General features: G+C 70.8%; 20 protein-coding genes and 2 pseudogenes. 10 read left to right on the top strand and 12 right to left on the bottom strand.

Annotated elements, in window-relative coordinates; translation table 11 throughout:
* The first annotated feature begins 153 nt into the window (after positions 1–153).
* A complete protein-coding gene (locus ACIP9H_RS37800; protein WP_401595640.1) occupies positions 154–942 on the top strand; it encodes an alpha/beta hydrolase family protein in 789 nt (262 codons plus the stop codon).
* Between the two features lie 7 nt (positions 943–949).
* Here ACIP9H_RS37800 and ACIP9H_RS37795 read toward each other — a convergent pair whose 3' ends face one another.
* Both ACIP9H_RS37795 and ACIP9H_RS37790 read right to left on the bottom strand, forming a co-directional pair.
* Entirely contained in the window at positions 950–1,945 is a 996-nt protein-coding gene (locus ACIP9H_RS37795) for a helix-turn-helix domain-containing protein (protein WP_401595638.1), read from the bottom strand.
* A 229-nt stretch (positions 1,946–2,174) separates the two neighbouring features.
* Positions 2,175–2,858 carry a hemerythrin domain-containing protein gene (locus ACIP9H_RS37790; protein ID WP_401595635.1) on the bottom strand — a complete coding sequence of 228 codons (684 nt, stop codon included), beginning with the start codon at positions 2,856–2,858 and terminating at the stop codon, positions 2,175–2,177.
* Between the two features lie 490 nt (positions 2,859–3,348).
* On the opposite strand from ACIP9H_RS37790, the gene ACIP9H_RS37785 reads away from it, so the two are divergent.
* Complete coding sequence (locus tag ACIP9H_RS37785) at positions 3,349–5,772, top strand: SpoIIE family protein phosphatase (protein WP_401595633.1); 2,424 nt, start codon at positions 3,349–3,351, stop codon at positions 5,770–5,772.
* 21 nt (positions 5,773–5,793) lie between these two features.
* Here the strand turns inward: ACIP9H_RS37785 and lepB are convergent, their stop codons facing one another.
* The 3 genes from lepB to ACIP9H_RS37770 form a co-directional block, all read right to left on the bottom strand.
* Positions 5,794–6,546, bottom strand: a complete 753-nt coding sequence (gene lepB, locus ACIP9H_RS37780; RefSeq protein WP_401595631.1) for a signal peptidase I — start codon at positions 6,544–6,546, stop codon at positions 5,794–5,796.
* Positions 6,547–6,633: 87 nt separating this feature from the next.
* The gene (locus ACIP9H_RS37775; protein WP_401963495.1) at positions 6,634–9,435 is read right to left on the bottom strand and encodes an FtsX-like permease family protein; all 2,802 of its coding nucleotides are present in this window, start codon (positions 9,433–9,435) and stop codon (positions 6,634–6,636) included.
* Between the two features lie 5 nt (positions 9,436–9,440).
* A complete protein-coding gene (locus tag ACIP9H_RS37770) occupies positions 9,441–10,139 on the bottom strand; it encodes an ABC transporter ATP-binding protein (RefSeq protein ID WP_401963490.1) in 699 nt (232 codons plus the stop codon).
* Positions 10,140–10,209: 70 nt separating this feature from the next.
* On the opposite strand from ACIP9H_RS37770, the gene ACIP9H_RS37765 reads away from it, so the two are divergent.
* The 3 genes from ACIP9H_RS37765 (at position 10,210) to ACIP9H_RS37755 (ending at position 14,993) form a co-directional block, all read left to right on the top strand.
* Positions 10,210–10,821 carry a PadR family transcriptional regulator gene (locus tag ACIP9H_RS37765; RefSeq protein WP_401963488.1) on the top strand — a complete coding sequence of 204 codons (612 nt, stop codon included), beginning with the start codon at positions 10,210–10,212 and terminating at the stop codon, positions 10,819–10,821.
* 139 nt (positions 10,822–10,960) lie between these two features.
* Complete coding sequence (locus ACIP9H_RS37760) at positions 10,961–13,732, top strand: AAA family ATPase (protein WP_401963486.1); 2,772 nt, start codon at positions 10,961–10,963, stop codon at positions 13,730–13,732.
* Positions 13,733–13,913: 181 nt separating this feature from the next.
* Complete coding sequence (locus ACIP9H_RS37755) at positions 13,914–14,993, top strand: PP2C family protein-serine/threonine phosphatase (RefSeq protein ID WP_401595622.1); 1,080 nt, start codon at positions 13,914–13,916, stop codon at positions 14,991–14,993.
* Positions 14,994–15,128: 135 nt separating this feature from the next.
* On the opposite strand, the gene ACIP9H_RS37750 is transcribed toward ACIP9H_RS37755, so the two are convergent.
* The gene (locus tag ACIP9H_RS37750; protein WP_401595620.1) at positions 15,129–15,911 is read right to left on the bottom strand and encodes an IclR family transcriptional regulator; all 783 of its coding nucleotides are present in this window, start codon (positions 15,909–15,911) and stop codon (positions 15,129–15,131) included.
* A gap of 487 nt (positions 15,912–16,398) precedes the next feature.
* Between ACIP9H_RS37750 and ACIP9H_RS37745 the strand changes: the two genes are divergently transcribed.
* Together ACIP9H_RS37745 and ACIP9H_RS37740 are read left to right on the top strand one after the other, a co-directional pair.
* Positions 16,399–16,638 (top strand): hypothetical protein, encoded by a 240-nt coding sequence (locus tag ACIP9H_RS37745; RefSeq protein WP_401963484.1) that lies wholly within the window; start codon positions 16,399–16,401, stop codon positions 16,636–16,638.
* Positions 16,626–16,976: pseudogene (locus tag ACIP9H_RS37740) on the top strand (transposase); the annotation flags it as partial. The gene ACIP9H_RS37745 and the pseudogene ACIP9H_RS37740, both read left to right, overlap by 13 nt.
* A gap of 100 nt (positions 16,977–17,076) precedes the next feature.
* Here the strand turns inward: ACIP9H_RS37740 and ACIP9H_RS37735 are convergent.
* From ACIP9H_RS37735 to ACIP9H_RS37715, 5 genes are all read right to left on the bottom strand, one after another.
* Positions 17,077–17,736: a hemerythrin domain-containing protein gene (locus ACIP9H_RS37735; RefSeq protein ID WP_401963482.1), complete on the bottom strand. Its 660-nt coding sequence runs from the start codon at positions 17,734–17,736 to the stop codon at positions 17,077–17,079.
* Positions 17,737–17,980: 244 nt separating this feature from the next.
* On the bottom strand, positions 17,981–18,763 hold the full coding sequence (locus tag ACIP9H_RS37730; RefSeq protein WP_401963493.1) for a maleylpyruvate isomerase N-terminal domain-containing protein: 783 nt from the start codon (positions 18,761–18,763) through the stop codon (positions 17,981–17,983).
* A 177-nt stretch (positions 18,764–18,940) separates the two neighbouring features.
* Complete coding sequence (locus ACIP9H_RS37725) at positions 18,941–20,203, bottom strand: hypothetical protein (protein ID WP_401963480.1); 1,263 nt, start codon at positions 20,201–20,203, stop codon at positions 18,941–18,943.
* Positions 20,196–21,737, bottom strand: coding sequence for an alkaline phosphatase D family protein (locus tag ACIP9H_RS37720; RefSeq protein ID WP_401963478.1), 1,542 nt, complete (start codon positions 21,735–21,737; stop codon positions 20,196–20,198). The genes ACIP9H_RS37725 and ACIP9H_RS37720 overlap by 8 nt, the downstream gene beginning before the upstream one ends.
* 360 nt (positions 21,738–22,097) lie before the next feature.
* The gene (locus tag ACIP9H_RS37715; RefSeq protein ID WP_401963476.1) at positions 22,098–23,435 is read right to left on the bottom strand and encodes an FAD-binding oxidoreductase; all 1,338 of its coding nucleotides are present in this window, start codon (positions 23,433–23,435) and stop codon (positions 22,098–22,100) included.
* 482 nt (positions 23,436–23,917) lie between these two features.
* Here ACIP9H_RS37715 and ACIP9H_RS37710 point away from each other — a divergent pair, with 482 nt between their 5' ends.
* Positions 23,918–24,457 (top strand): hypothetical protein, encoded by a 540-nt coding sequence (locus ACIP9H_RS37710; protein ID WP_401595606.1) that lies wholly within the window; start codon positions 23,918–23,920, stop codon positions 24,455–24,457.
* Between the two features lie 11 nt (positions 24,458–24,468).
* Here ACIP9H_RS37710 and ACIP9H_RS37705 read toward each other — a convergent pair whose 3' ends face one another.
* The gene (locus tag ACIP9H_RS37705) at positions 24,469–24,729 is read right to left on the bottom strand and encodes an Imm51 family immunity protein (RefSeq protein WP_401595604.1); all 261 of its coding nucleotides are present in this window, start codon (positions 24,727–24,729) and stop codon (positions 24,469–24,471) included.
* A gap of 676 nt (positions 24,730–25,405) precedes the next feature.
* Here ACIP9H_RS37705 and ACIP9H_RS37700 point away from each other — a divergent pair.
* Positions 25,406–26,125: a DinB family protein gene (locus ACIP9H_RS37700; RefSeq protein WP_401963474.1), complete on the top strand. Its 720-nt coding sequence runs from the start codon at positions 25,406–25,408 to the stop codon at positions 26,123–26,125.
* 26 nt (positions 26,126–26,151) lie between these two features.
* A pseudogene (locus ACIP9H_RS37695) lies at positions 26,152–26,399 on the top strand (transposase); the annotation flags it as partial.
* Positions 26,400–26,488 lie beyond the last annotated feature (89 nt).

The following is a 26,488-nucleotide window of genomic DNA, read 5'->3' as shown; positions in this document are numbered from 1 at the left end:
CCCACATGCACAACCTCGCCCTCGTGTCATGAGAAGACGAGCCCGGCGCCCACTCTGACCTGCCCGCGCGCAGGCTTGTGCAACACCCTTTAGCAACCTCGGTCCGTTGGCAGCCCGCCGCCGCCCGGAGCCGCAGAGCCGGAGGACACACCGATGCACACCAAGAGGGTCGAGTTCACGGGGTCGCAGGGCGCCGCGCTGGCCGCGCGGCTGGAACTGCCCGAGGGCGAGCCGCGGGCGTACGCGCTGTTCGCGCACTGCTTCACCTGCGGCAAGGACCAGGTCGCGGCCACCCGTATCTCACGGGCGCTGACGGAGTTCGGCATCGCGGTGATGCGCTTCGACTTCACCGGTCTCGGGGGCTCCGGTGGAGAGTTCGGCAACACGCACTTCAGCTCCAACACCGACGACCTGGTGCACGCCGCCGAATACCTGGAGGCCCACCACAAGGCCCCAGGCCTCCTCATCGGGCACTCGCTCGGTGGTGCGGCGGTCCTCGCCGCACGGCACCGCATCCCCCGGGTACGGGCCGTCGCCACGATCGCCGCACCCTTCAGCCCCGCTCACGTCCTGCACCTGCTCGGGGACGACCGCGACGAGATCGAGCGGGAGGGCGAGGCCGAGGTCGTGCTCGCGGGCCGCACCTTCTGCATCCAGCGGAACTTCCTGGACGACTTCGCCACCCAGCCGCAGACCGAGCGCATCGCGGGCCTCAGAGCCCCGTTGCTCGTCTTCCACTCGCCGACGGACGAGTTGGTGGGCGTCGACAACGCACGGCACATCTTCGACACCGCGCGCCACCCCAAGTCCTTCATCGCTCTCGACGGGGCCGACCACCTGCTGACCAAGGTCGCCGACGCCGCGTACGTGGCGACCGTGCTCGCCGCGTGGGCCGGCCGCTACGTGCTCGGACCGGCCGGGCAGCCCAGCCTTACGAATTGACGGCTCGTCAGAGACGATGGACGGCGTCGGGTACCGCAGCCGCCTGCGGGAGGCCGGCCTGACGCCACTCCGCCGGCGACGATCCGTAGACCGCCCGGAAAGTACGGCTGAAGTGGGCGTGGCTCGCGAAGCCCCAGCGGTGCGCGATGGCCGCCACGGTCTGCCCCGCGAGTTCGGGACGTACGAGGTCCCTCCGGCAGGCCTCGAGCCGCAGGCGCTGGATCCACCGGCCGACGGTCATGGGTTCGCCCTGGAAGAGCTGGTAGAGGTAGCGGACCGAGATGTGGTGCGCCGCCGCCACCGAGGCCGGGCAGAGTGACGGATCGTTGAGGTGGCTGCGGATGTAGGTGCGCAGGCGAAGCAGCAGGGCCGCCTCCACGGCGGGCGTGGCCTCCTGCTTGACGTTCCCCTCCAGGGTGACCAGGGCCGTCAGCACGTCGACGATCCCCTGCTTGAGGAATTCCTTCGGCGCCGGTGCGCAGATGCAGTTGTCCGTGATCGTGACGAGTCCGTTCACGTACGACGCGAGGATGCCGCTGATGCCCTGGCCGGGGGAGTAGGTCCGGCCGGTGGCCAGGCGCAGGGCCGAGTCGGGGAGGTCCACCATCTCGCGCGGGACGGTGGCGACGTGCTGCCGCACCGGGCCGGCGAAGTCCAGGACGTACGGCCTGCGGGTGTCGAGGATGACGAGCTGGCCGGCGGCGACCGGCGCCTCCCGGCCGTCCTGGGTCGCGACGCCGGCCCCCGTCCTTTGCAGGCTCACGACGAGTGAGTCGTCGCCGTCCGCGGCGATGAGCGGCGCGGACCGGGTCATCCGTTGCGGGCTCGCCTCGAGGGACCCGACCTGGACGCCCGCGACGCATGCCCGCCGTATGGTGCCGTGGATCGTGGCCTCCCCCCGCGTGCGGACCTCCAGCTGGATGAACGCCTTGCCCACGGCGTCCGTCCAGTAGTCGGTCCTCTCGTCGGGCGGTTTGATGTCCGTGGAGAATGCTTGGATCACGATGCCCTCGCGAATTGCCAGGAGGCATTGGGTCCCAGGAACCGGCGTGGTACGTGGTTCCGGGGGAACCCCTTACGCTGCCACCGTAAAGTCCGGCCGCGGTCCCGGAAGGCGTTTTGGGCGAGACTGCGGGACACCCGCAGAAATGCGAATCCGGGGTTGCGGCAAATCCCGGAGACCTCCTCCGGGCAAATGCGCGCGTGATCCGGTCGCGGGCCTGCCAGGACTGTCAGGCGCCGATGCGGGGCGGCGTGGCGGTTCCGTGGACGGCCTTGGCGTGGGACGCGTACCGGCGGCGTGCCAGCGCGGGGACGATCAGCCGGACGGGCAGCGGGGCCGTCGCCAGTACGGCCTTGACGACCTCCGGATCGCCCTCGTACATCGCCATGCCGAAAGCCAGTGGCAGGTCCTTCTTCGGCGTGGCCGTCATCCCGTGCTCGCCGAGCCGGTGCCACTCCGCCGCGGTCACGTGTTGCTCGGCGAGCGGCAGGATCTCCTTCTCCTCCAGGGCCATGTGCTCCAGGAGCACGCTCGCGAGGCGCTCCAGCGCCTCGGCGAGTTCCGCGCCGCGCAGCCCGGTGGAGCGCCAGCCTCCGAGGAGTGCGGTCACTTCCTGGTGCGCGGTGTCGATGGCGTGGTGCTGCTCCTCCATCGTGGGCACGACGGCGGCGGCCTCCGCACCGCCGCGCTCGACGAGCTTGGGCCACAGCAGCAGGTCCTCGCCCTCGTGGTGGGTGTGCAGGATGCGGCACAGCAGGTCCGCGTGGGCACCGACGACCTCCGTGCGCCGGATGTCGCCCGGCGCCACGGTCCGGACGAGGCCGGGAAGCAGGATGAACTCGCGGCGCAGCGCGGTGTGGGCCATGTACATGTCGCGCGTATCGGCCATCGGTTCAACGACGTGTGGTGCCATGGTGCGTTCCTTGTCCTGCCGTCTGCTGTGTGTGGGGGCGGGCGGCGAGCACGGAGCCGGCGGGCGATGCCTGTCGCGGACGGGAGAGCCCTGCCGTGTCGCTGCCCGGGCCACTGTGTCACCGGCGCCGATGGTCGCGCATGGGTCATATGCCCTTCGTGCGCGGCCGACGCCCGGGTCGTTCGGCCCTGCCCCCGTGTGCTGTTCGAGTCGGCCGCCGCAGGCCGGGCGACCGCGCCGGGTCCGTCCCGCGCCCTTTGCCCGTGCGTGCACGGTCTTTGTCCCTCCACGCAATCCACCGCCGGCGGCACGGAAATCGTCCGCGTCGCAGTTCCCGCGGGGGCACACTGTAATCCGACTCACAGTCCTCCTTCTTGAATGCGACGTGAACGCATTCCTGCGAGCACAATTCGGCGAGCACGCCCACGCCATGGCTTGTCGAGGATCTACATCAGTCAGGAATCTCCGATGACAGCACGCAAAGAACGGCTTGACGCAGCGTTTTTGGGGGGTCTCGGAGGTCGTCTGCACACCGATCGCGATACTCGGTGCGGACGGCTCGGTGTCGGGGTGGGTCGAGTCCGCCCGGCACCTCCTCGGCTACTCCGCGCAGGACGCGGTGGGGCGGCCGGCCGCGGCCATGCTGGCCTCGCCCGGCGACCGGGCCGCGGCATCCGCGCTCGCCCGGCGCTCCCACGTGCTGCCGCAGGCGTGGGCCGGCACGGTCGGGGTGCGCCACAGGGACGGCCGGGCGCTCGACGTGGGGCTGCGCGTCTCCCGGCTGTCCGGACGGCAGGACGGTTGCCGATGGCTGGTCTCGGCGACCCGCGTGGACGGGGTGGCGGACTCGCCCGCGGTGAGCGGGCTCCCGCTGTCGTCGCTCCTGGGCAGCGCACCGGTCGCGATCTGTGTCCGCGACACGGGGCTGCGCTGCGTGTGGGTGAACGACACCGCTGAACTCCTGGACGGGATACCGCCCGTGACACGCCTCGGCCGGCGGCTGACGGAAGTGCGGCCCGGCGCCGAGTCCGGCGCGCTGGAGGCGGTGATGAGGAAGGTGCTGGACAGCGGGACCCCGGCGCTCGACCTCGAGTACCCGGAGTGGCTCTCGGCGGTCGGCACCTGCGGCCCCTTCGAGGCCTCGTACTTCCGTCTGGACGGCGCGGACGGCAGCCCCGTGGGCGTGTGCTCGATGTGGGTGGACGTCGCCGAACGGGACCGGGCCCGCGAACGCCTGGCGATCCTGAGCGAGGCCGACAGCCGTGTCGGGACCACCCTGGACGTCGCGCGGACCGGGCAGGAACTGGCCGCCGTCGCGGTGCCGGCGCTGGCGGACTTCGCGATCGTCGACCTTGCGGACCCGGGCGGGCTCGGCCCCGACGTGCTGTTCCATCCGGCCCTGGTGGACGGGCCCGTCCCCGTGTTCCGCCGGGTCGCCCTGGCCTCGATCCACGAGGGGCCGTGCGAACCCCTGTGGACACCGGGGGAGGTGATCCTCGCGCCCGCGAACTCGACCTATGCCGGTGTCCTGTCCACGGGGAAGCCGGCGTGCACGGTCCTGGAGCCCTCCTGCCTCGACCCGCAGGACCCCTGGGCGGAGAAGGCCCGCACGTACGGGATCCACGCCCTCATGGCGGTACCGATACGAGCCCGCGACGAGGTGCTGGGCGTGGCGGTCTTCGCCCGGTCGAGGAATCCGGCGCCGTTCGACGAGGGCGATCTGCTGCTGGCCGAGGAACTGGTGGCCCGTGCCGCGCCGAGCCTGGACAACGCCGACCGCTACTCCCGCGGGCGCGCGTTCGCCCTGACCCTGCAACGCAACCTGCTGCCCCGGAAGTTGACGGGCGGATCGGCCGTCGAGGTGGCCTCTCGCTATCTGCCCGCGGACATCGTCGCGGGAGTCGGCGGCGACTGGTTCGACGTGATCCCCCTGTCCGGCGCCAGGGTGGCGCTGGTGGTGGGGGACGTGGTCGGGCACGGCATCGAGGCCGCCGCGACGATGGGCCGGCTGCGCACCGCGGTTCGGGCGCTGGCCTATCTGGACCTGCTCCCCGACGAGTTGCTCACCCATCTCGACGACCTGGTCACCCGCATCACCCAGGAGCACGAGAACGTCCAGGGACCGCCTGCCCAAGTCCTCTGGGCCACCTGCCTGTACATCGTCTACGACCCCGTCACGCGGACGTGCACCATGGCACGGGCCGGCCATCCGCCGCCCGCCGTCATCGACCCCGAGGGCCGCATCACCTTCCCGGACCTTCCCCCCGGAACGCCGCTCGGGGCAGGCGTGTCCTCCTTCGAGGCGGTGGAACTCGAACTGCCCGAGGACAGCGTGCTCGCCCTGTATACCGACGGCCTGGTCGAGTCCCGGACCCGGGACATCGACGCCGGCATCGACCGCCTCACGACGGTCCTGGCCCGGCGCGGCCGCTCGCTGGACGTGCAGTGCTCCGACGTCGTCGACGCCCTGTCGACACACCCGCCCGACGACGACGTCACGTTGCTGCTGGCGCAGACCCGCGTCCTCGGCCCCTGTCAGGTCGTCTCCTGGGACCTTCCCCTCCAGCCTGCCGCGGTGAGCAGCGCACGGGCCCTGACCACCCGGCAGTTGGCGCGGTGGGGGCTGGAGCATCTGGTGCCGTCCACCGAACTCATCGTCAGCGAACTGGTCACCAACGCGATACGCCACGGCAGGGGGCCCATCGGCCTGCGGCTGATTCGCGACCAGGTCATGACCTGCGAGGTCTCCGACAGCAGCAACAGCCTGCCGCGCCTGCGCCACGCCCGCCCCACGGACGAGAGCGGCCGCGGGCTGCTCCTGGTGAACCGGCTCTCCCGACGGCGCGGCACCCGCTACACGCGGGGCGAGGGGAAGATCGTCTGGGCCGAGCAGGACGTGGCACCCGGGGCGTGACGCGCGCCGCGCCACCGGGTGTCATCCCCCGTCGAAGCCGACGGGCACCGGAAGCGTGGACCACCGCGGCACCGGCCAGGCGACGGCGAAGGCCCGGCCGATCACGTCGTCCACGGGCACGAAGCCGCCGCCCGGTTCCTGGACATGGACGCGGGAGTCCCCGGAGTCGTCGCGGTGGTCGCCCATCACCCACAGGCGGTCCTTCGGGACCTTCACGGTGCCGACCGGGAAATCGTCGCACGGTGTGGCCCCGGGATAGATGTAGGGCTCGGCCAGGGGCTTCCCGTTGACCTCGACGGGCTTGCCGCTCTCGCACGTCACGGTGTCGCCGCCGACCGCGATCACGCGTTTGATGAGGTCCTTCTCGTCGGCCGAGGGCATCAGCCCGACGAAGGCCAGGACCTTCGTGACCGCGTTCGGGGCGGGGGCGCTCCGCTGCGCGGACCGGTCGTCCAGCCAGCCGCCGGGGTCCCGGAAGACCACGACCTCACCGCGTTCCGGCTGCGCGCCGAACCACGGGGTGAGCTTGTCCACCAGCACCCGGTCGCCGACCTGGAGGGTGTTCTGCATCGAGCGCGAGGGGATGGAGAAGGCCTGGACGAAGAAGGTCTTGATCCCCAGCGCCAGGACCAGTGCCACCACGATCAGGATCGGCAGCTCCTGCCACCAGGGGCGCGGCTCACGGACCGTGCGCGGCCGCTTGCGGCCGGCTGCCGCCGTGCCGTCGTCACCGGACCCCGCGGTGCCGGTGCGGTCGTCTTCCCCGACGGTCATGGCTGCTCCTTCGCGCTGAACGGGTGTACGGCGCACCGCGGTGGGTGCCGCGCGCTCCTGGACATCGTCATCTTGCGTCACGACCGGTCAGTCCGCCGCGAGGAGGTGGGCGGGGGCGATGCGGGAGTGGGCGCGGATGGGGAAGGCGAGGGCGGCGCTGACGAGGGTGATGGCGGCGAGGGTGGCCAGGCCGGCGGCACCGGCCACGGTCAGCAGGTGTCCTTCCAGCACACCCCGTCCGATGGCCAGGACCGCGGCGAGTCCCGCGACCGCGCCGGTGAGCCCGCCGAGCAGGGCGAGCAGGATGCCCTCGTAGAGGGTGAGGCGGGCGAGTTCCCGGGTCGTCCATCCGGTGGCGCGCAGGACGGCTAGGTCGGCGGCGCGTTCGCGCTGCGACAGGACGAGCACGTCCACGGCCCCGGCCGCGCCGAGCAGCAGGGAAAGGGCGACGCTGAGGTAGTCCGCGGAGCGCGCCTGGGCGACCACGCTGTTGCCGAGCAGGGAGCCGGCGACCTCACCGCGGAAGGCGAGGGTGAGGGCGAGGAGCACGGTGAACGCGGCGACGCCGAGGGCGAGTCCGGCCGCGCCCAGCAGGGTGCGGCCGCGGACACGCAGGAGGTTGCGCGCGGCGAGGCCGATCAGGGAGTGGACCGGCGCGGTCCGGCCGCCGGCCGTGACCGGGGGTCTGATGGCGTCCAGGGGGCGCAGCCTGGTGGCCCGCCAGGCGGGGAACGCTCCGGCCGTGACCGCGAGCAGCAGGGCGACGGGCAGGACGAGGGCGGCCTTCGCACCCGCGTCGGGGAGCCCGAGCAGGGCGCCCAGGACATAGGCGAGCAGGGAGCCGGCGGCGCCCGCCCCGAGCCCGATGGCGGCGAGTTCGCCGAGGACCAGCCGGAGGATGTCGGAGGAGGTCCAGCCCACGCAGCGCAGGGTGCCGATCTCGATGCGGCGGGAGCGGACGGAGGCGAGGGCGGCCTGTGCGAGGAAGAGCGCGCACACCACGAGTACGAGCACGAAGAGCACCGCGCTCTTGGTGTCGACGGCCTTGAGGATGTGCAGGGCCACGCCCTTGGCGGTCCAGTACTCGCGGACGTTGATGCCGGACAGGGCGACGGTCTGCGGCGCCGGGGAGCTGCCGATGGTGATGTCCACCTGGAGGCCGGGGAAGGCGGTGCGGATGTGTCCGGCGACGGCGTTGACGCGGGCCTGCGAGGCGGGGTCGACACCGGTGACGCCGCTCACCCGGATGCGGATGGCGCTGACGGGTGCCTTGTCCTGCAGGGAGGGTTGCCGGCGGCTCTTGGTGAGGGTGGGGATCGAGTCGAGGGTGGTGAGCATGGTGGGCGGGGCCGTGAGGTAGCCGCCGAGGTTGCGGTCGGGGGCCAGCGGCCGGTCGTGCAGGGCGGTCCGCGCTTCCTTGTCGGCGCCCGTGACCTCTGGCGAGCGGTAGGTCTCCAGCGGCACCTGCGACAGCGAGGAGAAACCGGGCAGTTCGCCGGCGTCGTAGCGTCCGACCGGGACCAGATACGGGATCGAGGTCCGCCCGTAGTCCTCGTGGTCGCAGGTGAGGTAGCCGAAGCAGAAAGTGCCGGGGTGGCTGGTGACCTTCCGGTACTGGGTGCCGGTGTTCTCCTCGGGGACGAGGTCGACGAACTGGCGGTTCACGTTGGTCCGCCAGATCTCGGGTGACTGGCCGGCACGAGGCCGCGGGACCAGGCCGTGCGCCGTGCGGCGGTAGTCGACCGGGCCGACCGTCCAGTAGTTGGACAGCGTGGGCGGATACGCGAACTTCTCGGGGTAGCCCTTCTCGATCTTCGCGGTGGCGTGGCCGACGGGCGTTCCGCGCAGGCCGTTGACGAAGTCGTGGGCGGCGGGGCTGCCGAGCTTCGCGGGCAGGAGGGCCGGGTCGCCGGCCTGGAGGCGTTCGACACGGGCGTCGAGAGTGCCGGCGGTCAGCGTGCGGTCGTTGAGCAGGACCGGGACCTTCCAGTACGAGGACTCCGCCGACCAACGCTCCTTGTTGCCCCAGACGGGCTTGTCCCGGTCGGTGAGCACACGGCCGGAGGTGACCGCCTGGTTCAGGCCCACCAGTTGGTTCTCGGCGACGGGGTCGATCGCCGACAGCAGCACCGGATAGGAGACCGGGACTTCGGCCGCCACTTTTTCGTGGCCGGTCCGGCAGGTCAGCCACGCGTTCATGTCGCGGTCGAACGGTGACTCCTCGCGACGGTCCTCCGGGATGAAACTGGGTTCCAGCGGTTCGTAGCCGCCGTCGTCGGAGTGCTGAATGTGGAGGTCGGTCTTGTTGTAGTTGTAGTACCAGCAGACCGAGTACACGCCGTGCCCCGTGTCCTCCTGGAGCAGGTCTTCCGGCGACGAATCGTGGGGAAGCTCGGCGGGCCGCTTGATCGGGTTGCGGCTCACGTACACGTACTGGTCCGCGGTCCGGTACTGGTTCGGGCCCGCGGTCAGGGTCGGCCGGATCCGCAGCATCTGGGCGGGCGCGCCCGGATCGAGGAACGTGGAGACGTCGATCCTCATGGTGCCCTGCACCATGAGGTAGCCGAGGTTGGCGACCGGCGCGGCGATCTGTACTCCGGCCATGTCCTTGATGGCGTCGTACTGGTCCAGGGTGATCCCGCCGTAGATCCCGGACAGGAAGTTGGCCTCGACCAGGCCGTCGGCCCGCTCGACGGCGCCCTGACTGCCGTGGGGGCGGACGAGGACGTCGTAGGCGGAGCGGGCGTTCTTGCGGACGGTGTCGGTGGTGCGGGCCTGACTGGTCGTCACCGTCGAGGTGAGCAGGGTGAAACTGGTGGCGGCCACCAGGATGCCGGCGGCCAGCGCCAGCGCGCGGCCGCGGTGGCGCCGCAACTGCGAGAGGATCATGGCGATCACGGACGCAGGCCCCCCAGGCGGTCGAGCACGTCGGCGGCGGGTGTCACCTGCCGGTCGGAGGTGATCCGGCCGTCCTGGAGCCGGACGATCCGGTCGCAGTTCGCGGCGACTTCGGCGTCATGAGTGGCGATCAGCATCGTCATGGCGTACTGCTCGCTCAGCGTCAGCAGCAGGTCGATGATCTCCCTTCCGGTGGCACTGTCGAGATTGCCCGTCGGCTCGTCCGCGAGCAGGAGTCCCGGACGGTTGATCAACGCCCGGGCCACCGCGACCCGTTGCTGCTGGCCACCCGAGAGTTGCGAGGGCAGCGCACCGGCACGCCCGGCCAGGCCGACGGCGTCCAGGAGTTCCATGGCGCGGGCCCGCCGGTCGAAGTCCACCCGGCGCGGCAGCACCGGCACCAGGACGTTGTCCAGCGCCGTGAGGGCCGGCAGCAGGTGGAACCGCTGGAAGACGAAGCCGATGCGGCGGCGGTGCGCGTCCAGCCGGGACGCGGTGAGTTCGGCCCCGTCGACCTCGACCGTCCCGGAGTCCGGCCGGTCCATTCCGCCGATCACATGGAGCACGGTGGACTTGCCCGCGCCCGACGGCCCGGTCAACGCGACCGACACACCGTCGGCGATCACCAGGTCGACACCGTCCAGCGCCGTGATCCCCGGGTAACGGCGGGTCACCCCCCGCAAGGTCACACCCATGAGCCCTTCCCACCCTCCTGCATTGCCGCAATGCAGCGGTACATTGTCACAATACATAGGGGGTGTGAAAGTGCCACTGCATCATGCGGTGCTCGCTCTGCTGTCCGAAGGGCCCAGCCACGGCTACGAGCTCAAGGGCCGCTTCGAGCAGGCCATCGGCCCGCAATGGGGCGGCCTCAACATCGGCCACCTCTACCAGATCCTCGACCGCCTCGTCCGCGACGGCTACGTCACCCGCTCCCAGGTCGCCCAGACCGACCGGCCCGACAAGACGCGCTACCAGCTCACCCCCACCGGCCAGGACGAGTTGACCGAGTGGGCCACCGCCGCCTGGACCCGCACCGGCGGCTTCCGCGACGAGTTGTTCCTCAAGCTCCTCGGTGCCGCCTCCCTGGGGGCCGACGCCCTGGACACCCTCGTCGAGGCCCAGCGGCAGACCTACGTGTCGGAACTCGCCGGACTCGCGCGCCTGCGCCGCACCCACGCCGACGACCCCCTCGTCGCCCTGCTCATCGACGCCGCCATCGCCCACACCAAAGCCGATCTCAACGTCGTCGACAACGCGGTGCAGCGGCTCACACCACTCATCAACACCGGGCTGGGCACTCGTGGTGACGCATCCCCGTCAGGAAGTGCGAGCGGTGAGGAGCAAAGCGGACGAAAGGAAACACTGTCCGCATGAGGTCTCTTCTCGTGTCATGTAACACTTTCCAGTACAGATCATGGTGAGAAGGTGATGCTTTCGACCCTGCCGGACGCCAGGCGTCCCGGATCGAGAGCGCCCGCCTGAACCAGGGAGCACGAACCATCCGATGCAGTCCATGGTGTACACGGCCGACGCAAACAGCCTTCCGGCACTGGTGGGTCGTGATGAGGATGTGGAGCGGGTCGAGGCTCTGCTCGGCTCGGTCGACTCCGGCGGTGCGGTGCTGCTGTCGGGAGAGCCCGGAGTGGGCAAGACGACGCTGCTCAACCTGCTCGGCCAGCGGGCCCTCACCGCGGGTGCCAGGGTGCTGCGCGCGGGGGGCACGGCCGTCGAGAGCGAGGTCGCGTACTCGGGCCTCAACCAGCTGCTCTTCCCCGTCTGGGAGGAGAGTTCCGGGACCTTGGAAGGCGCGCACCGGGACGCGCTGCGCGTGGCGCTGGGCTTCGGCAGCGGAACGCCGCCGGACCGGTTCCTGGTCTCCAACGCCGCCCTCGTGCTGCTGCGCGGCGCGGCCGCCGAGACACCCATCCTGCTGATCGTCGACGACCTCCAGTGGGTGGACCCGGCCAGCACGGCCGTGCTGCAGTTCGTGGCACGCAGGCTCTCCGGCAGCCGCATCACGTTCCTCGCCGCGACCCACCCGGGGAAGCGCGGCCATCTCGAGAGCGGTGGACGCGCCGAGTACGAGATCCCGCCGCTGGACGGGGAGTCGTCACGGCTGCTGGCCGGTCTCCGCCATCCGGACCTGGCCGGATGCGCGCTGGACTGCGTCATCGCCGCCGCGCAGGGAAACCCGCTGGCCCTGGTGGAACTCCCGGCCGCGCTCAGCGGACCGCAGCGCGCCGGGCTGGAGCGCCTGCCCGACCCGCTGCCGCTCAGCCGCCGCCTCCGGGAGGCCTTCGGTTCGCGGGTCGCGGCGCTGCCGGCGGCCACCCGCAGACTGCTTCTGGTCTCCGCGGTGGAGGAGACGGGGGACGTCGCGGTGCTCCAGGCGGCCGTGCAAAGGCTCTGCTCCGCGTCCGGTCCCACGGACCTCGAGGCCGCCGAGTGCCACGGACTCGTGCACATCGACCAGTTCGGCCATCGCCTCAGGTTCCTGCACCCGATGATCCGTACCGCGGTGCTGGAGGGATCCACCCCCACTGAGCGCCGCGCCGTGCACCGCGAACTCGCCGAGGTGCTGAACGAATGGCCCGACCGGCGCGCGTACCACCTGGGGGAGGCGTGCACGGAACTCGACGAGTGCGTCGCCGCCCTGCTGGAGGGCAGCGCCCACCGCCTCGTGCGGCGGGGCGACGCCACGGCGGCGATCCGCGCCCTCACCAAGGCCGCGCACCTGTCCCCCGGCGCCGCCGACCGCGCGCGCCGGCTCTCCGCGGCCGCCTACGTACGGGCGGACGCCTCCGGTGAGTTGATCACGGCCTCCCGGCTGATCGACGACGCCCGGCGCGTCGGCACCGACGAACGCGCGCTGCTCTACTCGGCCGCCGTCTCGGTCCACCGGCTGCTCGACGGCGAGGGGGACATCGACACGGCCCACCAGACGCTGCTCAAGGCGATCGAGAGCCTCGACCGCTCCTACGACGCCTGCGATCTCGCGCTGGACGAGGCGCTCCACCTCCTGGTCCTGCTGTGCTGCCTCGGCGGCCGCCGGGAGCTGTGGGTCCCCCTGGAGAAGATCCTCGACCGACTCGGGGCCGACGTCCCCCGGCTGCTGGCCGTCTACGTCGCGACGCAGGGCGACCCCGCCCGCACCGCCCTGCCCGCGCAACCCGACCTGGAGGAACTCATCGCCGGGTTGCCCCAGGAGAGCAGTCCGGCGCGGATCACGCGGATCGGTGTCGTCAGCCTCACCGCCGACCGCTTCGCCGATGTGCGCGACTCCGTGTCGCGCATCTCGCCCCAGGGGCGCAAGCAGATCTTCGTGCTGCCGCTGCTGTGCACGGACGCGTTCCTGACCGGCAGGTGGGACGAGGCGACGGCGCTGGCCGACCAGGGGGTGCGGCTGTGCAAGGAGCTGTCCTTCGAAGCCCTCTCCTGGTACTTCGTGTACTACCGGGCCGTGGTCGCGGCGGCGCGCGGCGACGCCGCGACCGCCGGGGAGGCGGCCGAGGCGATGGCCCTGTGGGGGACATCGCGCGGCGCGCTCCATCTGGTGACCCTGGCCGAGCACGTCCAGGTGCTGATCCGGCAGGCGGAGGGCGACTTCGAGCGCGTCTACGGGCACGCGGCGGCCGTCAGCCCGGCCGGCGAGCTGGCCCCGTACACCCCCGTGGCACTGCTCGTGGTGGTGGACCTGGTGGAGGCCGCGGTCCGCACCGGCCGGCGGGAGGAGGCGGCCGCCCATGTCCGGGCGGTCCGCAGCGCCGGGATCGCCCGGCTCTCCCCGCGCAGGGCCATGCTCGTCGACGCCGCGGCCGCCATGGCGGCCGAAGCGGACGAGGCCGCGATCGAGTTGTTCGAGCAGGCCCTGTCCCACCCCGGTGTCCAGCAATGGCCCTTCGACTGGGCACGCGTGACCCTGGCCTACGGCGAACGTCTTCGCAAGGCGCGATCGACCACCGAGGCCAGGGCCTCGCTGCGCGCGGCCCTGGCGGCCTTCGAGGAACTCGGTGCCCGGCCCTGGGCGGACCGGGCGGCACGCACGCTGCAGGCGAGCGGGGGGATGGCCAGGCGCGCCGAGGGACCGGAGCCCGTCATGCTCACCCCGCAGGAGCTGGAGATCGCCCATCTCGCGGCCACCGGTCTGACCAACAAGCAGATCGCCGAGCGGCTCTACCTCTCCCCGCGCACCGTGGGGGGCCATCTGGGCCGTATCTTCCCCAAACTCGGGATCGCCTCCCGCGCGGCACTGCGCGATGCCCTGATGAATCTCGGCGAGCGCTGAACCGCGCGCGTCGAGCGCCGCCGGACGGGCACGTGCCGGCGGCGCCTCGGCGTCCCGGGGGGCTGCAGGGATGGGCAAGGCACCGTGCGTCACGGAGCAAGGAGCAGGACCGGTCACGAACCTACGGTCGACAGTGGCCCACCCTCAGTGGAGCCGGGACGACCGTGGAGGAGTGACGCAGATGACGCATATGGACAGGTTCGAGGAGGAGCGGGGCGAAAAGCAGCCGGGACACCATCTGGCTGTGGCAGGGATCCTGGGGGCCCTGGCCGTCTGCGGGGTGAGCGCGCTCTGCGCGACCTTGCCGCTGCACCATCCGAGCTACGCGTGCGGCCTGGCCCCGGTGATCACCACCGGGGTGGTTGCGGCGATCCTGGCCCGACTGAAGAACCGGTACCGTTCCACGGCCACGCAGGCGCGCGCGGTGTCCGACACCGTCCAGCGCGTGTTGTTGCGGCCGCTGCCGAGGCGTATCGGCGCCCTGGGCATCGCCTCCGTCTACCGCGCGTGCGGTGGCCGGAGCGAGGTGGGCGGTGACCTGTACGCCGTGGCCCGGACGGGCGGCGCGACACGCCTGATCATCGGTGACGTGTGCGGCAAGGGCCTGCCCACGTTCGAGGACGTCGCGGCCGTGCTCGGGGCCTTCCGTGAATGGGCCCCCTGCACCACCACCTTGACCGAACTGTCGGGGCGCCTGGAGCAGAGTTTCCTGCGCCACCTGGCGGAGACCGACGACAGCACCGACGGCACCCGGGCCCGGGACGAACGCTTCGTGACCGCTCTGCTCCTGGAAGTCCCGGACGGCGAGCGGCAGGTGCGCATGGTCAACCGGGGCCATCCCCCGCCGGTCCGGGCCCACTGCGGTTCCGTGGCCCTGGTCTCGGGCTGCTCGTCGCCCCCGCTGGGCCTGCACGGCCTCCAGGACGTGGGTGCCATCGAGGAGCGCTTCGAACTGGCTGCCGGGGACGCGCTGTTGCTCTACACCGACGGGCTGATCGAGGCCCGTGACGCCGCCGGGCGCTGCTACCCGCTGCTGGAGCGCGCGACGGCCTGGGAGTGGACCCGGCAGAGCGCGGCCCGTCGCGTCTGCCTGCCCGACGCGCTGTCGGAGATCCTCCAGGACCTCGTCGCGCACACCGGGGCGCTTCCCGATGACGATCTGGCGATGGTCGCGCTGACGCGGGTCGAGAAGCCGGATGCCGCAGCGCTCACCGGGGCGGCCGGCGACTCCCGCCCCGAGGAGAGGGGGCGGTTGGGGTAGGACCGGCCGGCCACCGCCTGCGGCGGTGGCCGGGCGGGGGAGCGGGCCGGCGTCCCGCGGGGAACTTCCCCGCGGGACGCCGGCTTCGTCGTGCCCGGGACGGGCGGTGCCGCCGGCCGGGTCCGGCGGACGGACTCACCCGGACCACCGGCTCGTCGCCAGGAAGCGCGATATGTCCAGGGCGCAGTCCGTCACCTGCCGGGCGAGTCCCTCCACCCGGTCCGAGGTCAGCCGCTGCGTCGGCCCCCCGAGGGTGACGGCGGCCGTCACGGTGCCGTCGGTGGCGTAGACGGGGGCGGCGAGGGCGTTCAGGCCCATTTCGTGCTCCTCGCAGACGAAGGTCCAGCCCCGCAGCCTGATCTCGTCCAGTTGCCGGTGCAGGGCCTCGGGCTGGACGACCGTTCTGCGCGTGTAGGCGGTCAGTCCCGCGTCCAGGACGAGCCGGAGGGCATGGGGTTCGTAGGCCATGAAGACCTTGCCCGCCGCACTGCCGCACAGGGGCCTGACCTGGCCGACGTAGCCGTGAGGGGTGAGCGGGTGCGTGGAGTTCGCCCACACCACGGTGACCTGGTTGCCGTGCCGGCGGATGTGGAGGCCGCAGCACTCACCGGTCTTGTCGCGGAGTGCCGCGACCGCGGGCCTGGCCGCTGTGATGAGGTCCGAGGCCACGTCCGCGGACGCCGACCACCGGATCACCCGCAGACCGACACAGAAGAAGGCCCCCTCGCGCTGGAGCGCGTTCTCCTCGACCAGTGCGTGCAGGATCCCGGTCAGCGTCGATGACGGCATGCCCGTCATGCGGACGATTTCCGAGGGGTGCAGGCACGGTGTGTCGACGGAGAAGCAGTCCAGAATTCTGAAGGCCTCCTGGAGGATCTGCGGGGCGGGGTGTGGTTCAGCTGAGTGATGGATTGTCATGTTCGTATCCTCCGCGCGCAAATCCCGCTGGGATTGAAGCGGCCACGGTGATAGGCTGGTGCATCATTCAAGTAGTCGCGTGATGACTGCAGATGATGACATGGACCGAGTGAATCGCCGCTCGGTGTCTCCGCTGGTGCCGGGCACTGCTGAACAGCGCTTTTCCCGGCCTTGTTGATCCTTTTGGCCGATGTACCGCGTTCCGCCGCATTGCGAGGGTCGGGAAGACCGGCGGCGGTCCATGCGTTTATGGTGCCCGTCGGCTTTCCTTGTCTACCCTGCGAAAAGCTTTATGGGCGTGTTTTCTTTGGCCTCTCTCCGCGGCTGATTCGTACCGTGCTCGTTCGGTGTCTCCCGCTCGGTTCCCGATTCTTCCGGGCGCAGCCAGAGGCAAGGTGCGGTGCGTTCTCGGGCAAGGAATCCGGCGGGGCCGCTGCCTACGGTGGAGACGCACATGCCCGGGAACGATCGGGAAGGAACGACGCCGATGCCGGACGCGGAGGAGACGACAGAGATGGAAGCGGCATGGGACGACGGGCGGGCGGGCCGCCACCTGGCCGTCATGGGAGCCGTGACCGTCTGCGTGGCGTGCGCGCTGTGCCTGGTCCCTGGCATCGCCCACGGCATCGCGCCGCCGGCCACCGTGGGAGCGGTGGCGGTGGTGCTCACCCGCCTCTGGGCCTGGGCCCGTGACGTGAGGGCGTTGAGCCGGCCATGGCAGACCTGACGACGCGGCTGGCCCCGGAGGAACTGTGGGTTCTGTTCCGGCTGGTCGTGCCGCCGACCGAGGTGGAGCGCGCGCAGGGCGGGGGCCGGAGGCGGGCGGGTGACCGCGAGGCCCTGGCCGCCATCATCTTCGTGGCCACGTCCGGGTGTGCGTGGCGGCAACTGCCGCCGGTGTTCGGGCCCGCCTGGCCCACGGTGTACCGGCGTTTCGCCCAGTGGAGCCGGGAGGGGGTCTGGGCACGGCTCCGCGAGGTCCTCCTCGACGAACTCAGCGCCCGCAGCGGACTCGACTGGCCGTGTTTCGCGATCGAATCCGTCAGCGTCCGTGCGGCGGAGGGCGGGCGCCCGCGGGCCGTCGTCCCCGCCGCCCAGCCACCGCCACCCACGCCCGACGGGTTCGCTGTTCACTGCGGCGGCGCGGCGGCCGACGGCGGGTGCTTCAGGAACCGACGCGAAAGGGCGTGACCGTTCCGTGGACCTGCCGGGCGTGGGACGCGTAACGACGCCGCCCCAGCACGGTGACGGCGAGCCGGACGCGCAACGGGGCGTTCGCCAGGACGGCTTGGACGACCTCCGGATCCCCCTCGTACAACGCCATCCCGAAGACCAGCGGCAGATCCCTCTTCGCGATGCCGGCCATCCCGTGCACGCCGAGCTCGTGCCATTCGGCCGCGGTGATGTGCCGCTCCGACAGCGGCAGCACCTCCTTCTCCACCAGGGCCATGTGCCTGAGGAGCAGGGGCGCCAGCCGCTCGAACGCCCCCGCGAGGCCCGCAGAGTTCCGACCGTCGCTGCGCCAGCCCGCGAGCAGCCCGGTCGCCTCCGCGTGCAGACCCGCGACGGACCGGCGCTGCTGCCGCACGGTCGAGACGATGATCTCCGCCTCCACACCGGCGCGTTCGAGGAGCCTGGGCCACAGCAGCAGCTCCTCGCCCTCGTGCTGGGTGCGCAGGATCCGGCACAGCAGCGCCGCGTGGGCACCGACGGTCTCGGCGCGACGGGTGTCGCCGGGGACGACGGACCGGACGAGGTCGGGAAGCAGCCTGAATTCGCGGTGCAGCGCGGTGTGTACGGCGCTCATCCCACGGGTGTCGGCCATGGGTTCATTGACGAGTGGAGCCATTGTCTCTTCCGTGTCGTGCTGCCCGGCAGCGTCGCGGACGCCGCCGCGCAGCCGGTACGGGGGACTGCGCGCGACGTGGCCGCGTCGGCCCACGGCGTCGCGGCGCGATGCCGGGCTCTTCTGCCCAGGCCACTGTGCCAGCGGTGCCGGACCACCGCATGGGTCGAACAGCCCTGATGTGCGGGGGCAGCGCGGGTCGTTTGACGCCGCCGCCGGTTCCTCAGGCGCCTGGGTCCCATTCCTGGAGCAGGTCGAAGAGGCGCGGGTCGCCCTCGAGCTTGAGGGAGTCCGCCGGAATGCGGCCGTACAGGACCATGACCAGCTCGTGGGCCGTGCCCCGGGCGGAGGCGTCGACCGTCTCGTCCGGGGTCGCGGACGTGGCGCCGGGTGTGGGGATACGGGCGGTCCGCGCGCCGTCGGCGGAGAGCCACAGCCGCCAGGAGCGGCCCTCGGTGGCGTGGTAGTCGACGATGGCGGGCTCGTGCGGCCAGGCGCTCGTCGTGGCGCAGCAGGTGGACAGGAACTCGTCGACCCCGTCGAGTGCCACCTCCTCCGGCAGCGGCTCGGCGCCGCCCACCGTGAGCTGCGCGTCGTAGGTGTGCACCGCGAGCTGCTGGAGCTGGTGCCGGGCGACGGCACCGCAGGTCTGCGGCGACTGGGAATCCCCCCACCACGTCCAGCAACCGCGGTCCGGGCCGGCCTCGCGCAGGGCGTCCAGCAACTCCCGCGTCGCGCCGGCCAGCCAGTCCTGCTGCGCCTCGCGCTCCCGGGGCACGTCAGGGGCGTCGACCGGTACGGCCTTCCCCGGGGCGCCGGGTCCGGCGGCGACGGTGGCCGCCCAGGCGTGGCGTCCCTCACCGATGTGCTGCACCAGATCGAACAGTGTCCACTCGGGGCAGGTCGGCACCTGCACGTCGAGGCTGGGCGCGGAGGCGACGGCGGCGCGGAAGGCGGCGGCCCGCTCGTCGATCAGCCGCAGCAGATCGGGGAAGTCCAAAGTCATGTTCACGCCGGTTGTCTACCACGGTGCTCCGGCGACGGGACAGCGGTTTTTGCCGCCCCGTCACGGGCGTGCGGCCCGGCGCCCGGAGAGGATCCGGCAGCGGTTCCGAGTGCCGCGTTCTTGCGCGGTTCCGGAACCGGCTGCCGGATCTGCCCAGTCGGCGTGGCCCGGTGGACGTCACCAGTCCGAGTTGGTCGCCCCCAGACTCAGCAGGACCTGGTCGAAGGTGTTGCCGTCGTTGTCGTCGGTGTACGCCATGGAGAGGGTGCCGAACGGGGAGGAGGTCAGCGAGAGCTGCTCCTGCCGGCCGGTCGTGACCTGGCTGACGGACTGGGCCGGCAACCGGCCGGCGAAGGTGCCGTCGGGGTTGAGGCCCCGGGCCCAGACCGCCGGATCGGTGCCGGCGACGCTCCAACCGACCACGGCGTCGCGCTGGTCGTCGATGCCGACGGTGGGGTTGCCCGCCCCGGTTCCGGTGGAGACCTCGACCTCGGCCGAGCCGGCGGTGCCGGTCGCCGTGAACGACCGGGCCCAGACACCACGGGTCCCGGTGTGATCGGACTCCCACGCCACGGCGAAGTCGCCGTTGAAGTTCGCGGCCACGGCCGGGCGCTGCTGCTGCCCGTCGCCGAGGCTGTTGGCGCTGCGGCGGCTGAGCGTGACCGCCCCGTTCGCCTTGGTCAGCTTCACCAGGCCGATCTGGTAGAAGCCGTTGTTGTCGGTGTCCTCGTCCCAGACGACGACGGCGTCGCCCGAGGCGGAGGTCGCGATGTCGGGGTTGTGGTGCGCGCCGCCGGCCGCGTTGACCGTCACCTCGTAGGCCTTCGTCGTGGTCCCGGTGAACCCGGCGGCCTTCACCGTCGCCGCCGCGGTGCCCTGGATGTCCTCCCACACCACGGAGAACGCGACCGCCGTGGTGCTGTTGGGCGCGCCGTCCGGGTCGACCGCGACGCGCGGATGGATCTGCTGGCCGTCGGCGCTCGCGTTGGCCTGGCCGGAGCCGAGGAGCGTACCGGCCGGGGAGAGCACCCGGTAGGTGATGTTGTAGAACCCGTTGCCGTCCGGGTCCTCCGCCCATACGACGACGGTGTTGCCCCGGTCGTCGATGCCCACGTCCGGCTCGAGATGGCGCCAGGCCACCCCCGCGGTCCCGCCGGCCGAGAGCTTCTTCTCGTAGGCCGAGACGCCGTTGCGGTACATCCGCACCCACACGTCGCTGTGCGCGTTGTCGCCCGGATTGGTCGAGTCGCGGTCGTCCTCCCAGACCACCGCGGTGTCGCCGAGGCGGTTGGCCGCGATCGAGGAGGTGTCCTGGTCACCGGCGGAGTCGCTGTTCGCGGTCGCCCAGGACGAGGGCCCGGCCGCCGAGGCCGGGGAGACCATGGCGAGGACCGCGGCGAAGCCGGCGACGGCCGCGCCGAGTACGGAGAGCTTACGCATCGGCCAACCCCGGCTGTCCGTCGTGAATGACAAAGGTCCGCGCGGTGGTTGCCGCCGCGCCGTGTTCGGTCACCGTCGCCACCGACCGGAAGTCGGCTGTCAGCTGCGACGGCGTGATGTGGGTGCGGACGTAGCCGCGCCGCTCGGAGTAGAAGCGCAGGTGCGGGTTGAGCGATCCGTTGGGGATCGTCGTCGTGGCGCTTCCGTTGCCGGTGCTGGTGATGGAGGTGCAGACCAGCTCGGAGCCGATCGTCGCCGACGACGGATTGGCGTAGTCGGCCTTGAGGTTGTTGCCCCACGACGCGTGCACGTCACCGGTGAGGACGACCGGGTTGCGTACGCCGCGGTCGATGATGCCCTGCTGGATCCGCGCCCGGCTGCCCCGGTACCCGTCCCAGGCGTCCATGTTCATCGCGCCGGCCGAGTTCACGTTGCGGGCGAAGAAGACCTGCTGGCCGATGAGGTCCCAGGTGCCCAGACGCTGGCCGAGTCCGTCGAGCAGCCACGCCTCCTGAGCCGCGCCGGTGATCGAACGGGACGGCAGATCGGCGTCGGCACAGACCTTCGTGCCGTCGCCGCAGGCCTGGTCGTCGCGGAACTGGCGGGTGTCGAGCATGTGGAACGTGGCGAGGGTGCCCCAGCGGACCCGGCGGTAGAGCTGGATGCTGTTGCCGGAGGGCGTCGCGGCGGCCCGCAGCGGCATGTTCTCGAAGTAGGCCTGGTACGCGGCGGTGCGGCGCGCGGTCCACTGGGCCGCCGTCAGCGCGGGGCTGCTGTCGGCGCGGACCATGTTGGCGTAGTTGTTCTCCACCTCGTGGTCGTCCGGCACGACCAGCCACGGCGCGATCGCGTGCGCGGCCTGCAGGTCGGGGTCGCTGCGGTAGAGCGCGTAGCGGCGGCGGTAGTCGGCCAGCGACACGATCTCGCTGCCGAGGTGCTGGCGCACGGCGCCGGCGGTGGCGCCGCCCTCGTAGATGTAGTCGCCCAGGTGCAGGATCAGGTCGGGGCGGTCGTCGGCCATCCGGCGGTAGGCGGTGTAGTAGCCCTGCTCGTAGTGGGCGCACGAGGCGAAGGCCATCGTGAAGTCGCGCCCGACCGTGTTCACCGCCGGCGCGGTGCGGGTCCGGCCCACCGGGGAGATGAATCCCTGCGCCCGGAACCGGTAGTAGTACTCGGAGTCCGGAGCGAGTCCGCCGGCCAGCACGTGCACCGCGTGGGCCTGGGCGTAGCGCGCGGTGAACGTACCGGAGCTGACGAGGGTGGTGAAGTTCTGGTTGGTCGACACCTGCCAGTCGACGGCGACGTCGGCGTTGGGCATGCCGCCCTGACCGTCCGCGTTGGTCGGTGCGGGAGCCAGACGCGTCCAGAGAACCACGCTGCTGTCGTCCGGTTCGCCGGAGGCGACACCGAGCGTGAAGGGGAAGGGAGTGGAGGCGGCGGCCGACGGCTGGGCCGTCGCCCCGATCTGGAGCGCCGCGACGCTCGCTGTGGTGAGCCCGCCTAGGATGAAGATGCGGCGACTGAGGTTGCTCATGGGCGCCGATGCTCGTGGACCCGGGTGAACTTCCCGCCCTGCGACGGGGGCGGTCAAGTGACATGCCCAGGCCGCGAGTTGGTGCGCTTTTATGGGCATGTCGCGGGCGCCGGAACGGGGGCTCGGCCGCTGATCAGCCGTTGTGGTCCAGCCGCGCTGTTCACATTCCCGGCGTCCGTTAACCACCCGTCCAATGAGCGCCCCGGCACGCAACCCGTCCTTCATTTTTTGGCATGCCTCGACCAGTGGGTGCACGTCGTGACCGGCCGTTGTGTCGCTCGCCGCGGGGGACGTCAGGTTCCGCGATGCCGTCCGGAACGCGTCTCCCGGCCCGCCGTGTACGCCACGCGGAGTGTCCGGTCAGGCAGCCGGCGCCACGTTGTGGTTGAGCCGGAACATGTTCGCCGGATCGTAGGTCCTCTTGACCGCCGCCAGCCGCTCGTAACGCTCCGGCCCATAGACCGCGGGGGCGTCGGCAGCCTCGTCCGGCGCCAGGTTGTTCACCAACCGCCGGTCGCCCCGCCAGGGCTCCATGCCGTCGAGCAGCACGGCGACGGAGTCCTTGAGCTGCTGCTCCCGCGAGACCGGACCGCCCGCGACGCCCAGTAGGACGTACGGCAGTCCCCTGGTCGCGACGGCGTTGGGCACGGCCGGTTCCCGGTCCCATGCGCCGCCCAGAGCGCGCAGTTCGACCATCGTCAGGCTGCTCCCGGAGCCCGGGCCGGCGAGGTCGACGAGCCGGTGCTGGGCCAGTGAGGGGAACTCCCGCAGCATGATGCTCCGTTCGTAGTAGGGCACTGGTTCGGCCGGCTCATTGTGGATTGTCGCCACCTTCGTGTACGGCATGTCCGCAACGGTGTCCATGACGGCCGGGGCCGCCGCCCGCAGCGGCGCCACCATCCACTCGCCGTCCGAGACGGTGCCGTTGTAGGCGATCCGAACGGACACCAGGAACTGCCGGTGCAGGGGCACGGGCAGTTCGGTCTGCCCTGCGAGCCGCAGGACGGCGAACGACGAGACCATGGTCTCGGGCGTGCCCGGGTGCCAGGCAGTCCAGGCGCCCAGCACGTCGGCCATCCGCTCACCGGGGAAGTAGAGGGCGCCGCCGTAGAGCCGGGACACCGGGAACAGGTCGAATTCCAGCGCGGTGACGACCCCGAAGTTGCCCTTGCCGCCGCGCAGTGCCCAGAACAGTTCGGGCTCGGAGCGCGCGTCGGCATGCCGTAGTGCGCCGTCGGCGGTCACCACGTCGAGCGAGCGGACGTGGTCGGCGGCGTAGCCCTGGGAACGGCCGAGGGTCGGGCTGAGTCCGCCGCCCAGGGTGTAACCGGCAACGCCCACCGTGGGGTTGGACCCGTTCAGCGGAGCCAGCCCGGCCTCGGCAGCCCTCTTGACGACCTCGGACCACACCGCTCCGGCGCCGACTCGGGCCGTGCGGCCGGCCGCGTCGACGTTCACGTCGTTCATCCGGTGAGTAGCGATCACGACGGCGCCGAGAGCCGGGCCGACCATCTGGTGGCCGGTGCTCTTCACCACGACCGGCCGGCGCTGTCCCGCCGCGAACGTGACGGCCGCCCGGACATCGGCCGCGTTCTCCGCCACCACGATCACCGCGGGCAGCAGGTCGTGATTCAGGTTGAAGACCACGCGTTCGTCGTCGTATCCGGCGTCGCCCGGCAGCAGAACCGAACCTGTCACCGCTGCATCGAGGGCCGCCGCGGCATCCGCCGACAGGACCGGTGAAATGGATGAATTGCCGAAAGCCATGGCACACTTCCCGCTACTCGTGTGAATACCCGGGAGCCGCGACACCCGGGTACACCCGGAAGCCCCGTACTCGCTCCCAACCTTCACACTGCCCGACCTGAGTTGCCACGCCCATTCGGCCCAAAAGCACCTTAATTCGGACATTGGGGGGTGGGGCTGAAGCAACCAAGTAGGCTTTTTGCTTCGGGTCCTTCGCCACGTCGCGGAGTGCTCCGCGTCAGGTGTGTGTGCCTGGACCTGGCCCGGCCACCACCGGACGTCGGGGGAGTCGGCGCGAATGACCTTGGCTCTGCTGAGGATCTTGGCGTCGAGCGTGCCCGGGACCGGGTCGCGCACGAAACGACAGCGCGGCAGCGCCCCGGTCTGATCTACAGTCACGAAATCTGGTCGCAGATCGACAGGGGGTACGTACGGTGCCTACTACTGGCGAGAAAATAAGTAGCTGGGTCGAGGAAATGGCGGGACTCTCCTCGAAGTTTTCGAGGGGCTTTGAGGTGTGGTACGGATACGAGCCGGACGCGAACGAGTTGATGCTGACATCACTAGCCGAGTCTGATGCCCGCCGGGCTCTCTCGGCCATGGGGGCTCCTGGCGATCTGCTGAAATTCTATGAGCGGGTACTCCGGATATCGTGGCCCGATGTTGGTAATGGATTCTTTGTGAATTCCGCTGAAGAGGTCGTTGCTGGGCGCGGAGACTGGCAGCCGGCCGAGGTGATTGGGGCCGTTACTGACTCGGTCATCGTGTTCGCGTCTGACGGCGGGGGTGGCCTGTACGCCCTGACGTCCACCGACGGAAAGGTGTACCGACTGTTTGGCGGGTCTCTCGTCGGTGCCACCTACGACGTTGATGAATCGGGCGTGGGGCTAATTGCAGTCGACTTCTGGGAGTTCCTGGAATATCTGCGAAAGCAATTGTTGCTCGCCATGACCGCACAGATCCCTGAATGCTGATGCAGAGGAAGTCAGGCGCCACGCCCTGGGTCGTTACCCCGCAATAGGTGGAAAGTTCGGCAGTGGAGCTTGTCGACGCTTTCCGGCAAGCGGGAGCGGACCAGTGACTCGGCCAGGCCTTCCCAGCCGTGACCGTGGCTTTCGGCATTGTGCCCCTCGAAGACGTCAGCGACCTGCTCCATGTCGATTTCGAATAGGTAGAGGCAGTGGGAGGGCTCGGATTCGCGGCCCTCGTCCAGGTGGAACGGTGCCAGGGCTGATGGTTCGCTCATGCGGCGATGGTGTTGATGGCCGTGTTCCGACGCTGCGCCCTGGTGCACGGTCGGTGTGCAGAGGCTTTGGGCTGGAGCTGCCATCGGGCGAGAGACATCTCATGTCGTTGCGGGTCAAGTCTGAGCGTCAGACTGCCGGGGTTGGCGAGGTGGCGAAGGCTCGGTTGGGGTCGTACTTCGTGTGCCTCGCCGGGCTGCAGGGTTCCGTCTGCCTCTCCGACGGCGTACCAAAAGTCGTAGTCGAGCATCACTACGCGAACTGTCGTGGGCACCGTGCCGTCATACAGCCACGCACCCGTCGCCACGACTGACCCCATGCGATCATCCTAAGCGCGGCCGGATCGGTCGCCGGCGGCCGTTTCGAAGGCTGCGCGCACAGTTCTTGTCGAAGTGGAGGGCCGGTCTCTCACGTGGGCGTCTCTCCTGGCCGACCATCGTGACCTGAGGGCACACCATCAGCCTCGGTTGTCGTCTGTCAACGTCGGCCTGCCTCGGACGGCCCAGGGGCGGCCCGACGCGGCTCAATACCGGAAGCGTGCGGTATCGCCGTCGATCCGCAGCAGAAGTCTCTGATGACTTCGCCCCACTTTCGGGCACCAATTGGGTCTGATGCCTGTCCCGCAAGTCGCGATCCGGGGATGCTGGCTTGTCGGTGCTCGGACCTAGTATGCGAAGCATGACGCGGTATGTTGATGAGGATCTCCACGGTGTGGAGTTCCGCGAGTGCGATTTGACCGGGGCACGCCTGATCGGCGTCGTCATGCAGGATGCCGTGATCGACGGGCTCGTCACCAACCTTGTGGTGAACGGTGTCGAGGTCACCGAGTACGTCGAGGCAGAGCTCGACCGGCGTCATCCGGTGCGGGTGCTGATCCGCTCGGAGGACCCTGCTGATCTGCGCGAGGCATCGCGTCAGCTCCATGCGGGCTGGGCCGCCACGATCGAGAGAATCCGCCGTACGCCCGGCATCGAGCGCCGCAGCGTGAACGACGAGTGGTCGGCGGTGGAGACGATGCGCCACCTGGTCTTCGTCCACGACTCGTGGTTCCGCCGCTGCTGCCTGGGCTCGACGGAGCTGTTCACGCCGATGGGCATCGGGCCGACCGTTGAGCCCTACCGTGAAGCGCACGGGCTCGACCTCTCGCTCGATCCGGGCCTCGACGAAATCGTGAGCGTGCGCGAGGCGCAGGCCGCCGAGCTCGACGCCTGGCTCGACGAGGTCACCGCTGTCCAGCTCGCAGCGCGAGCGCCGGTGCCCGACGACGATGTCTGGCCGCCTTACGCCCGGGGCCGTTTGGTGCGGCAGTGCCTCCGCACGGTGCTCCACGAGACCTTCGAGCACCACGGCTTCTGCGTCCGTGACCTCGACCTGATCGAGGCACAGGACGCTGAGTAGGGCCGGGTGTGAACTCGGCCGGCGGCTTCTTGGCCACGGCGGGGTGTACCTGGCGGCAACTGCCGCCTGGGTCTGACCCGTCCGGGCCGACCGCACGCCGGAGGTTCACCGAGTGGAGCCGAGCCCGGGTATGGGGGGACCGGTCAGCCCCTCTCCATCGGAGTCTCCGCAGCCAACACCCGCAACATCCAGGGGCTCGCCCCCTGTGCCCGGCATACCGCCCATCTGCTCACACCGTGGATCGCGGCTGCGAAAATCCGTCAAGCCCCATGGCGCGGTATGACCGCGCGCTGCGGATCAGGTCAGGGGGCCCGCGATGCCGCTCATCAGCTGATCGAACATCCCCCGCCAACAGGCGGGCAC

The organism is Streptomyces sp. NPDC088732 (genome assembly GCF_044751205.1).
GTDB lineage: Bacteria > Actinomycetota > Actinomycetes > Streptomycetales > Streptomycetaceae > Actinacidiphila.
The sequence above is the reverse complement of the archived record's forward strand: the minus strand, read 5'-3'. Positions and strand labels throughout refer to the sequence as shown.

Coding starts and splice junctions, on each gene's coding strand:
- ACIP9H_RS37770 (WP_401963490.1), bottom strand. CDS start 10,139: ATGGGTGTGACCTTGCGGGGGGTGACCCGCCGTTACCCGGGGATCACG.
- ACIP9H_RS37705 (WP_401595604.1), bottom strand. CDS start 24,729: ATGAGCGAACCATCAGCCCTGGCACCGTTCCACCTGGACGAGGGCCGC.
- lepB (WP_401595631.1), bottom strand. CDS start 6,546: ATGACCGTCGGGGAAGACGACCGCACCGGCACCGCGGGGTCCGGTGAC.
- ACIP9H_RS37745 (WP_401963484.1), top strand. CDS start 16,399: ATGCCGGACGCGGAGGAGACGACAGAGATGGAAGCGGCATGGGACGAC.
- ACIP9H_RS37700 (WP_401963474.1), top strand. CDS start 25,406: ATGACGCGGTATGTTGATGAGGATCTCCACGGTGTGGAGTTCCGCGAG.
- ACIP9H_RS37760 (WP_401963486.1), top strand. CDS start 10,961: ATGGTGTACACGGCCGACGCAAACAGCCTTCCGGCACTGGTGGGTCGT.
- ACIP9H_RS37735 (WP_401963482.1), bottom strand. CDS start 17,736: ATGGCCGACACCCGTGGGATGAGCGCCGTACACACCGCGCTGCACCGC.
- ACIP9H_RS37720 (WP_401963478.1), bottom strand. CDS start 21,737: ATGAGCAACCTCAGTCGCCGCATCTTCATCCTAGGCGGGCTCACCACA.
- ACIP9H_RS37750 (WP_401595620.1), bottom strand. CDS start 15,911: ATGACAATCCATCACTCAGCTGAACCACACCCCGCCCCGCAGATCCTC.
- ACIP9H_RS37790 (WP_401595635.1), bottom strand. CDS start 2,858: ATGGCACCACACGTCGTTGAACCGATGGCCGATACGCGCGACATGTAC.
- ACIP9H_RS37730 (WP_401963493.1), bottom strand. CDS start 18,763: ATGACTTTGGACTTCCCCGATCTGCTGCGGCTGATCGACGAGCGGGCC.
- ACIP9H_RS37775 (WP_401963495.1), bottom strand. CDS start 9,435: ATGATCCTCTCGCAGTTGCGGCGCCACCGCGGCCGCGCGCTGGCGCTG.
- ACIP9H_RS37800 (WP_401595640.1), top strand. CDS start 154: ATGCACACCAAGAGGGTCGAGTTCACGGGGTCGCAGGGCGCCGCGCTG.
- ACIP9H_RS37725 (WP_401963480.1), bottom strand. CDS start 20,203: ATGCGTAAGCTCTCCGTACTCGGCGCGGCCGTCGCCGGCTTCGCCGCG.
- ACIP9H_RS37755 (WP_401595622.1), top strand. CDS start 13,914: ATGACGCATATGGACAGGTTCGAGGAGGAGCGGGGCGAAAAGCAGCCG.